At 71.4% G+C, this 7,637-nt stretch carries 7 protein-coding genes and 1 pseudogene; 6 read left to right on the top strand and 2 right to left on the bottom strand.

Features of this window, described 5'->3' with window-relative positions; genetic code table 11:
- Positions 1-2,356 (top strand): AAA family ATPase (locus AB0M20_RS17785; protein WP_364299348.1); only part of this gene is annotated, 2,356 nt, incomplete at its 5' end.
- A gap of 57 nt (positions 2,357-2,413) precedes the next feature.
- On the opposite strand, the gene AB0M20_RS17790 is transcribed toward AB0M20_RS17785, so the two are convergent.
- Positions 2,414-3,118 (bottom strand): LPXTG cell wall anchor domain-containing protein, encoded by a 705-nt coding sequence (locus AB0M20_RS17790; RefSeq protein WP_364299350.1) that lies wholly within the window; start codon positions 3,116-3,118, stop codon positions 2,414-2,416.
- A 268-nt stretch (positions 3,119-3,386) separates the two neighbouring features.
- Between AB0M20_RS17790 and AB0M20_RS17795 the strand changes: the two genes are divergently transcribed.
- The 3 genes from AB0M20_RS17795 (at position 3,387) to AB0M20_RS17805 (ending at position 5,650) form a co-directional block, all read left to right on the top strand.
- Entirely contained in the window at positions 3,387-3,731 is a 345-nt protein-coding gene (locus AB0M20_RS17795; protein WP_364299352.1) for a PspC domain-containing protein, read from the top strand.
- A 32-nt stretch (positions 3,732-3,763) separates the two neighbouring features.
- The gene (locus AB0M20_RS17800; protein ID WP_364299354.1) at positions 3,764-3,970 is read left to right on the top strand and encodes a DUF4442 domain-containing protein; all 207 of its coding nucleotides are present in this window, start codon (positions 3,764-3,766) and stop codon (positions 3,968-3,970) included.
- 381 nt (positions 3,971-4,351) lie between these two features.
- Entirely contained in the window at positions 4,352-5,650 is a 1,299-nt protein-coding gene (locus tag AB0M20_RS17805) for a hypothetical protein (protein ID WP_364299356.1), read from the top strand.
- On the opposite strand, the gene AB0M20_RS17810 is transcribed toward AB0M20_RS17805, so the two are convergent.
- A complete protein-coding gene (locus AB0M20_RS17810) occupies positions 5,632-6,474 on the bottom strand; it encodes a helix-turn-helix transcriptional regulator (protein ID WP_364299358.1) in 843 nt (280 codons plus the stop codon). The two genes, AB0M20_RS17805 and AB0M20_RS17810, sit on opposite strands and share 19 nt — an antisense overlap.
- Before the next feature lie 306 nt (positions 6,475-6,780).
- Between AB0M20_RS17810 and AB0M20_RS17815 the strand changes: the two genes are divergently transcribed.
- On the top strand, positions 6,781-7,374 hold the full coding sequence (locus AB0M20_RS17815) for an RNA polymerase sigma factor (protein WP_364299360.1): 594 nt from the start codon (positions 6,781-6,783) through the stop codon (positions 7,372-7,374).
- Positions 7,371-7,637, top strand: a pseudogene (locus tag AB0M20_RS17820) (hypothetical protein); the annotation flags it as partial. The gene AB0M20_RS17815 and the pseudogene AB0M20_RS17820, both read left to right, overlap by 4 nt.

The raw sequence follows: 7,637 nt of genomic DNA on the forward strand, positions 1-7,637 counted from the left end.
CCCTCCCCGGCCCAGAGCCGCTCTTCGGTTCCCCACCGCGCTCGGGCTGGTCGGCGATGACCTGTCCGCTTTCCTGTCCGCTGCTCGCCCAGAAGTCGCCGGTGACGTCGTCGTCGGGCCGGCCGCGACCGCGGCGGCGCCATGGTCGCCGCCGGATGATCTTGTCGGCCGCGACCGCGAGCTTCGCATCCTCGCCGATCTCGTCTCCGGTGACCGGCATCGGCTGGTGACGGTCACCGGCCGGGCGGGTGTGGGCAAGTCGCGGATCGTGGCCGAGTTGGCCGCCTCGCTCGCGCCCCGCACCGACGTCACCGTCCGGATGCTGGATCTGTCCGCGGTCTACGAGCCAGAGCTGGTCGGCGAGCTGATCGCCGCGGCGCTCGGCTGCGGCCCCTCCCGCCTGGCCCCGCGGGAACGGATCGCCGCTCACCTCGGCGACGAACGGGTACTGCTCGTCCTCGACCGGTTCGAGCAGCTCGTCGCCGCCGCGCCCGAGCTTGTCGATCTGCTGCGGCGGTGTCCGGACCTGCGCTTGGTGGTGACGAGCCAGCGCCGCCTGCAGGTGCGCGGCGAACGTGTCGTGGCGCTCGAGCCGCTGACACCCGAAGCCGCGGCGGAGCTCTTCGCCCTCCGCGCGGCGGCCGTCAGCCCGGGGTTCACCGTCGACGACGTCACCGCGCCGGCCGTCGCGGCGATCTGCGGCCGGGTCGAGCACCTCCCGCTGGCGATCGAGCTCGCGGCCGCGAGGATCCGGCTGCTGCACCCGGTCGAGCTGGCCGACCGCCTCGACGACCAGCTCCGGATGATTGCCGGCGGTGCCCGCGACCTGCCGGCCCGGCACCGCTCGCTGCGCACGGCCATCGAGTCGAGTCTCGAGGTCGTCGCGCCCAGGACGCGCGACCTGTTCCGCCGGCTCGGCGCTTTCACCGGCGGCGCCCGGCTCGGCGACATCGAGGCCGTTGCGGTGGTCCTCGACGCGGACCGCGACTGGCTGCTGGCGGCCTTGACCGAGCTGGTCGACATCAACCTCGTCCGGGTCCACGCCGAAAACACCGCCTCCCGGTACACGCTGCCCGAGAGCATGGCCGCTCTCGCCGGCGAGCAGTTGCGCGCAGCCGTCGACGGGCACCGGGTCGCCCGAGCGGTCGCCGCCCATTTCCTGGCGCGGGTGCGTGCGGCCCACGACGGGTCAGGGCCGGCAATGGACGACCGCGACGCCGCCAACATCCGCGCCGGCGTCGGCTGGGCGAGCACCCACGAACCCACCCTCGTCGGACGGGAGACAGCGGCCGCCCTCGCCCGTTTCTATGAGACCACCGGCCGGCTGGTCGAAGGGCAGCAGATCCTGCGCCGGCTTGCAGTCCAAGGTCTCGCCCCCGCTTGGGTCCACGCCGGGCGGCTCGCCGTGATGCGCGGTGACCTGGAAGCGGCCACCGAGCTCGGCACGCAAGGACTGGCCTGCGCGGCCGCGACCGACCACGTCGTCCAGGTGTTCGGGCTGAACCTGCTCGCCCAGGTGGCCGTCGAGCGCGGAGACCCGGCCACCGCCCGGACCCACCTGCGGGCCGCGCTGGTACAGGCGCGCCGGGCCAAGGACATGGCCATGCTGGGTCGAGTCCTGAACAATCTGGCGTCGGTATCGATCGAGCAGGGGCAACCGCGGCCCGCCGAACGGCTGATGCTCGCCGCCCTCGCCGCCAAGCGCCGGTCCGGGGCAGGTCCGATCGAGGTGGGGCGGACCTTGTTCAACCTCTCCGACATCGCGCTGGAGCTGGGCAAGAACGAGACCGCCGTCAAGCGCGGCGGCGAAGCCGTACCCCTTCTCAAGGCCGGCGGCTTCCTGCGACTGGCCGCGCTGGCCGAGTCGACGATCGCAATTGCCCTCTTGCGTCACCACGGCCCGGCCCACGCCATGGCCGCCGCACAACGGGCACTTCAGCTTCTGGGCGGCGACGGTGACGACCGGCGCACCGAGGCCGTGGTGCAGCTGCGGTGCAGCGTCATTGAGCACGCCGCGGGAAACACCGGCGCAGCCCTGCGCCTGCTACACGAGGCCGCACGAAACGCAACCGGCCACACCACCCGAGATCGCGACGAACTCGCCGACGCCCTGCAAACGCACGCTCTTTACCTGGCGCGACGAGTCCCTGCGACCGCCGCCACCATGCTGGGCCTGGGCGACCGGATCCGCCGCCGGCCGATCCCCGCCCCCATCCAGCCGATCCGGCACCAAGCCAGCACCGCCGCCCAGCAGTCGCTGGGCAAGAAGCAATTCGACGAACACCTCCGAGCCGGCGCGGCACTCGACCAGGACGTCCTGCTCCTCCTTCTCGACCAGCTGACTAACCACATATGAGGCACATCGCTGATCGCGCCCAGCCCGACAAGCATCGAGCTGGGCGCGTCGATTCGGCTATGCCTCGAAGCGGGAACGGCGTCGGCGTCCGATCACGTAGCCGGCGCCGCCCAGGAGCAGAAGCGCACCGCCGATGCCGGCCACGGTCCCGGTGTCGGCACCGGTAATGGGCAGCCCGCCGCCGTCGTCACCGGAAGTGCCGACGCCGACGGTGGAGGTGGGAGTTGGTGCAGCGGTCGTCGTGGCGCTGGGCGTGACGGTCGGTGTCTGGGTGGGCTGGGACGCGCAGTCGAGCGCACGGGCGGCGTACAGGCCATCGTTCAGGTAAGCCAGGTAGGCATCGATGGCCCCCTCGCCGAGCACCTTTTGCGCGGCCGCCGTCACGTTGGCGCCGGCGTCTGTCAAGGTACGGCCCACTGAGATCCGCAGATCCGTTGTCCAGGCGTTCAGCATGCCCGCCTTGAGGAACGCCCGCAGGTCATCCGCGGTGCCGTCCAGCCGCTCCTGCACTGCGCGAGGCAAGACGGGCAGGGACTCGGTCTTTGCCTCGGCCAGGATCTGGTTGGCGAGCACCCGCACCTCTACATCGGTGGCGGTGTCCAGATCGATGGTGATGAGCTCGCGGATGTCCTTGTACACCTTGCGCTCGACCGTTTGGCAGGCCTCGCTGAGGCCCGGCTGGTCGGCTTGAGCCATCGCCGGTGCCGCCGGAATCAGAAAAGCCAGCGCCACCAGGACGCCCGCCGACATCTTCCACCGCATCTTGATCTTCCTCCCCGTTGCGCGCAAAACGTGGGGAGCTTACCGTCAGCGGCCATAGAAGCAAGAAGGGGATCGATGTCGTCGAGGGCGTCCGGCGCTGCCGACCAGAGGAGACTCGAGCCCGAGGACCGCCCGAGGCAGCTTGCCAACGCACGGGCACGCCTGATATCCACCGGATCGCGTCCTCCACCGAACCTGATGATCTCAGGGTTGATGACAGGGTCGTTCCCTGATGAATGTCGGGTCGGGCCCACCGCACCATGGATCCATGAACGACAACCAGAGCCAGCCCACGATCGACATGGACGCCGTACGGAAGACCATGGCCCGCGGCGTCGACGCCGTGCACGGCACGATGGCCCGGCAGGGCCTGACGCGGACCACCGACGGGCGCGTCGTCGCCGGTGTCTTCTCCGGCATCGGGCGCCGATTCGGGCTCGACCCCTGGACCTCGCGGCTGGCCATTTCTGCGACGCTGCTCGTCATCCCGGGCAGCCAGCTGCTGCTCGCCTATCCCCTGCTCTGGGCGATGATGCCCGCGGAGGAGCGCGCAGCCAAGTCCACCGTCCCCACGCCCGCAGGTCCTGCGGCGACCCAGCGGCAGGCCGGTTAGGCGCCGGTCAAGCTGTAGGACCTTCGGCTGCTGTGGGTCGGCGCGTATTCTCGCTGGCCGTGACCCGTAGGGCGCCGTACTTCCGTACTGTCCGGCCGCTGTTCGTCGACCTGGCGCCCGGCCGCGGTGAGGTACGGGCCCGCAACCGGCGTGCGGTGCACAACCACCTCGGTACCTTCCACGCAATCGCCTGCTGCAATCTGGCCGAACTCGCCGCCTCGATGAAGCGATCATCATGAAGTCTCCGGGTCGGTTCGATCGCGGCCGCCGCGGCCACAAGAACGCCGCCCTGGTTGCCGAGCCGAGGTCCAGGCGGAGAATCCGTTGTCGGCCTCGGCCTTGATGATGGCCGCGGTGACCCGTGGCTGTTGCTCCGAGTCAACGAGGAATCGCAGCAACGCCACGGTGGACCACGCCGCCGCACGCCTACAGCCGAGACCCAGCACGGAAACACCTTTCCTCGACAGACCCGCTGGGGCCGCGGTCTGTTCCGGCAGGAATGAATCAAGAGCGAAGCCGGGTTCCGACCAGCGCACCAGGAAAAGGGCCAGATCGACGGGCCGGGAAAGTGGGCACGATCGTGACAGCGGTTCAGCTGGAGCGGTCATAGTTTCGCGGCCATGCGACCTTTACCTCTCCTCGTCGTGGCGACCGTGCTCGCGACGATCGGCGCGGCAAGCCCCGTTCACGCGGCGCCCGTCGAGCCCGACACCATCCACACCTGGCGTGGCGATCAGCCGAACGAGCGGTTCGGCTGGGCGGTCAGCCAGCTCAGCGACATTGACCATGACGGCGTGCAAGAGGCGATCATCGGCGCCGCGCGGCACACCGACGACCAGGGCCGGCTCACCGGCCACACCGACGTGCGTTCCGGCCGCACCGGCAGGCTGCTCCACCGCTTCACCGGCGCGCCGGACGATGTGCACGGGTATGCGATGGCCGACGCGGGCGACGTCAACCGCGACGGCGTACCCGACATCGTCGTCGGCGCCACCGGCGAGGCTCGGCTGGCCTGCTTCGACACCACCAGAACGGGCCGGATCTACGTCTACTCCGGGCGAACCGGCCGCGAGCTACTGAAGGTCAACGGCGAGACGGGCGGCGACCAATTCGGCGCCGCCGTCGGCGCGGCCGGCGACGTGGACCGGGACGGCCGAGCCGATCTGCTCGTCGGCGCACCCTGCCACGACGGGCCGGCCGGAGCGGACGCCGGCAAGGCGTACATCCTCTCGGGCCGCACCGGCAAGGTCCTGCGCACCCACAACGGTGCGGAGGCCGGCGACGCGCTGGGCTGGGGCGCCGCCGGGCTCGGCGACGTCACCGGCGACCACCGCGCCGACTACATCGTCAGCGCGAAGGATGCCGGCCCGGGCGACCGCGGCCAGGCCTACGTGTACGACGGCCGGCTCGGCACCACCCGGCACACCCTGGCAGGGGACGAGAAGTCGTTCGATTTCGGCTGGTTCTTCGTCGCCGCCGCCGGCCGGGTCGACGGAGACCGCGTCCCGGACATCTACGTGGGTGACTTCTGCGGCGAAGACGCCACCGACCAGTGCGCCCTCCCGGCTGGGCAGGCCTATGTGTTCTCCGGCCGCACCGGCCAGCGGCTGCACCTGTTCCGCGGCGAGCAACCCAACGACGGCGCCGGACCGGGCCGGTCGGCGGGGGACGTGAACCACGACGGCCGCGACGACATCGCCGTCGGGTTCTACTCCAGCAGCGCCGGTGCATCCCAAGCCGGGCGACTGGTCGTCTACTCCGGGCGCACCGGCCGGATCCTGCGCGACCTGCGCAGCTCGGTCACGAACGAACTGCTCGGCTACGACGCCGTCGGCATCGGCGACGTCAACCGCGACGGTCGGGTCGACCTGCTGGTCTCGGCCGCGGGCGGCGACACCGTCTACGTGATCGGCACCTGAGCTCCGCGCGCCTGCGAAGGCGTGCAACCGAAGGCCGCCCGAAACGCCAGCGTGTAGTGGCTGTGGCTGCTGAACCCGTGCTCCGCGGCGATCCGGGACAGGTCCGCGCCGGTCCGCAGCACCCGGGGCAGCGACTGCCGCAGGCACAACAGCCGCCGATAGCGGGCGATCGGGTAGCCGGTGTGCCGGTGGAACGTGCGGGCGAGGAAGTACGGCGAGTAGTGCACCGCCGCGCCGAGCTCAGCCAGGGTCCAGACCCGCGTCGGGGCACCTGCCAGCAGGTCCTTCACCGCGTCGACCGTGGCCGCCGCACCACGGTCGGCGCGGTCGGCGCGGCGCCGAGTGGGCAGTCGCCGCGCGGCGTGGCCGAGCACCGCAAGCACCGCCTCGTCGGCGGCCAGCAGGTCGGGATCGGGCCGGCGCAGCGCCGCCAGGGCGCGGTGCACCCGCAGGTACGGCTGCGTCGCGCACGGCGCGTGCCGTACCCCGGTGCCGGTGTTCAGGCCCAGCTCGTCGGCCAGCTCATCGCCGACCGCGACAAACGTGCACCGGTCGCCCTCCGCGCTGACCAGCCCGCGGCGGTACATCGTGTCCCGGTCGTACACGACCACCTCGTTGACCGTGCGCACCTCGTCGGGCGCGGTGCCGGCGCCGATCCGCACCGCCGTGGAGGGCAGCACCACGTGCGTGCGCTCACCGATCCAGTTGGGCTCGCGCCAGCGCGCCGCGTCGGGCGGGCAGTTGAAGCCGCCCAATACGTAGCCGGATCCGGCCAGCAAGTGCCGCTCATACGGGCCGATCCGGCTGTCCAGCAGGTGCGGCATGTGCCGACCGTAGCGGCACGGGGTCGCGGCCGGGTCACGCGTCGGCGACGGCCGGGCATCCCGATTCCCGCCAAGAGGCCGGGCGCGGTCCCTTCACGGTGCCGTCGCTCGTCCTAAGCCATCCCGGCTGACGAGCTGCCGCCTGCTTTCCGCTCGCTATTGGCTTCGAGGGCTGAAACTTCACTCCGGGTAAGGCCACTTCGGTCGTGGCCTCACGTGGACTCTGCCGGCACCGGGCGTGAAGACGAAACGGGACTCGCGCGTAGATCTGGGTGAAAGATGACCCCGACGACAGGAGCGCGATTCATGCAACGGCCGGCCGTGGCCGACGCGTCCGCCGAGACGGACGCCTCGGCCATCAGCGCGTCACTGGCGGATCCGGATCGATTCACCGCCATCTACGACCGGTACGCCGCCATGCTGTACCGCTACGCGTATCAGCGGATGGGTCCCGAGTTCGCCGACGACGTGGTGGCCGAGACATTCCTGGCGGCCTTCCGGGGGCGTGCGTCCTACGACCTCGACCGTCCCGATGCCCGGCCGTGGCTGTTCGGCATCCTCACCCGCGAGATCGCCACCCACCACCGCCGGGAACGGGCGCGCTACCGAGCTCTGGCCGGCGCGACGCACCACACCGGGCACGACGACAGCCCGGCCGAGACAGTGGCGGCCCGGGTGGCGGCCGGCGCGGCTCGGGGCGCGCTGGCCGCGGCCCTGGCCGATCTGAGCGCCGATGATCGCGACGTGCTGCTGCTGGTGGCGTGGGGGCAGCTCAGCTACGACGAGGTGGCCGGCGCCCTGGGCATCCCGTCGGGGACCGTGGGATCCCGACTCAACCGGGCGCGGCGGAAGGTACGCAAGGCACTCGGAACATTCGACCCGACCAAGGAGGACCAATGACGTCAGATCTGTCCCTTCTCGAGGAACTCGGTGCGGATCTCGCCCCGGCCGATGACCAGCCACCGGCCGAGGTGCGCCACCGGGTGATGAACGGAATGCGGCAACCGGCCCGCCGCCCCCGCCTGCTGCCCCGGCTGACCGTTGTGCGCCTCGCGTGGCGGCTGGGCGTGCCGGCCGTCGCTGCCGCGGCCGTCGGCGCCGCGCTGATCTCCGCGCAGATCCCCGGCGACTCGGGCCGGCCCGCACCGCCCGGCCAGGGCCGC

The organism is Actinoplanes sp. NPDC051633 (genome assembly GCF_040681735.1).
Taxonomy (GTDB): Bacteria; Actinomycetota; Actinomycetes; order Mycobacteriales; family Micromonosporaceae; genus Actinoplanes.

Excerpts from the sequence above, each read along its gene's own strand:
- AB0M20_RS17790 (WP_364299350.1), bottom strand. The coding sequence starts at position 3,118 with ATGCGGTGGAAGATGTCGGCGGGCGTCCTGGTGGCGCTGGCTTTTCTG.
- AB0M20_RS17795 (WP_364299352.1), top strand. The coding sequence starts at position 3,387 with ATGAACGACAACCAGAGCCAGCCCACGATCGACATGGACGCCGTACGG.
- AB0M20_RS17805 (WP_364299356.1), top strand. The coding sequence starts at position 4,352 with ATGCGACCTTTACCTCTCCTCGTCGTGGCGACCGTGCTCGCGACGATC.
- AB0M20_RS17810 (WP_364299358.1), bottom strand. The coding sequence starts at position 6,474 with ATGCCGCACCTGCTGGACAGCCGGATCGGCCCGTATGAGCGGCACTTG.
- AB0M20_RS17815 (WP_364299360.1), top strand. The coding sequence starts at position 6,781 with ATGCAACGGCCGGCCGTGGCCGACGCGTCCGCCGAGACGGACGCCTCG.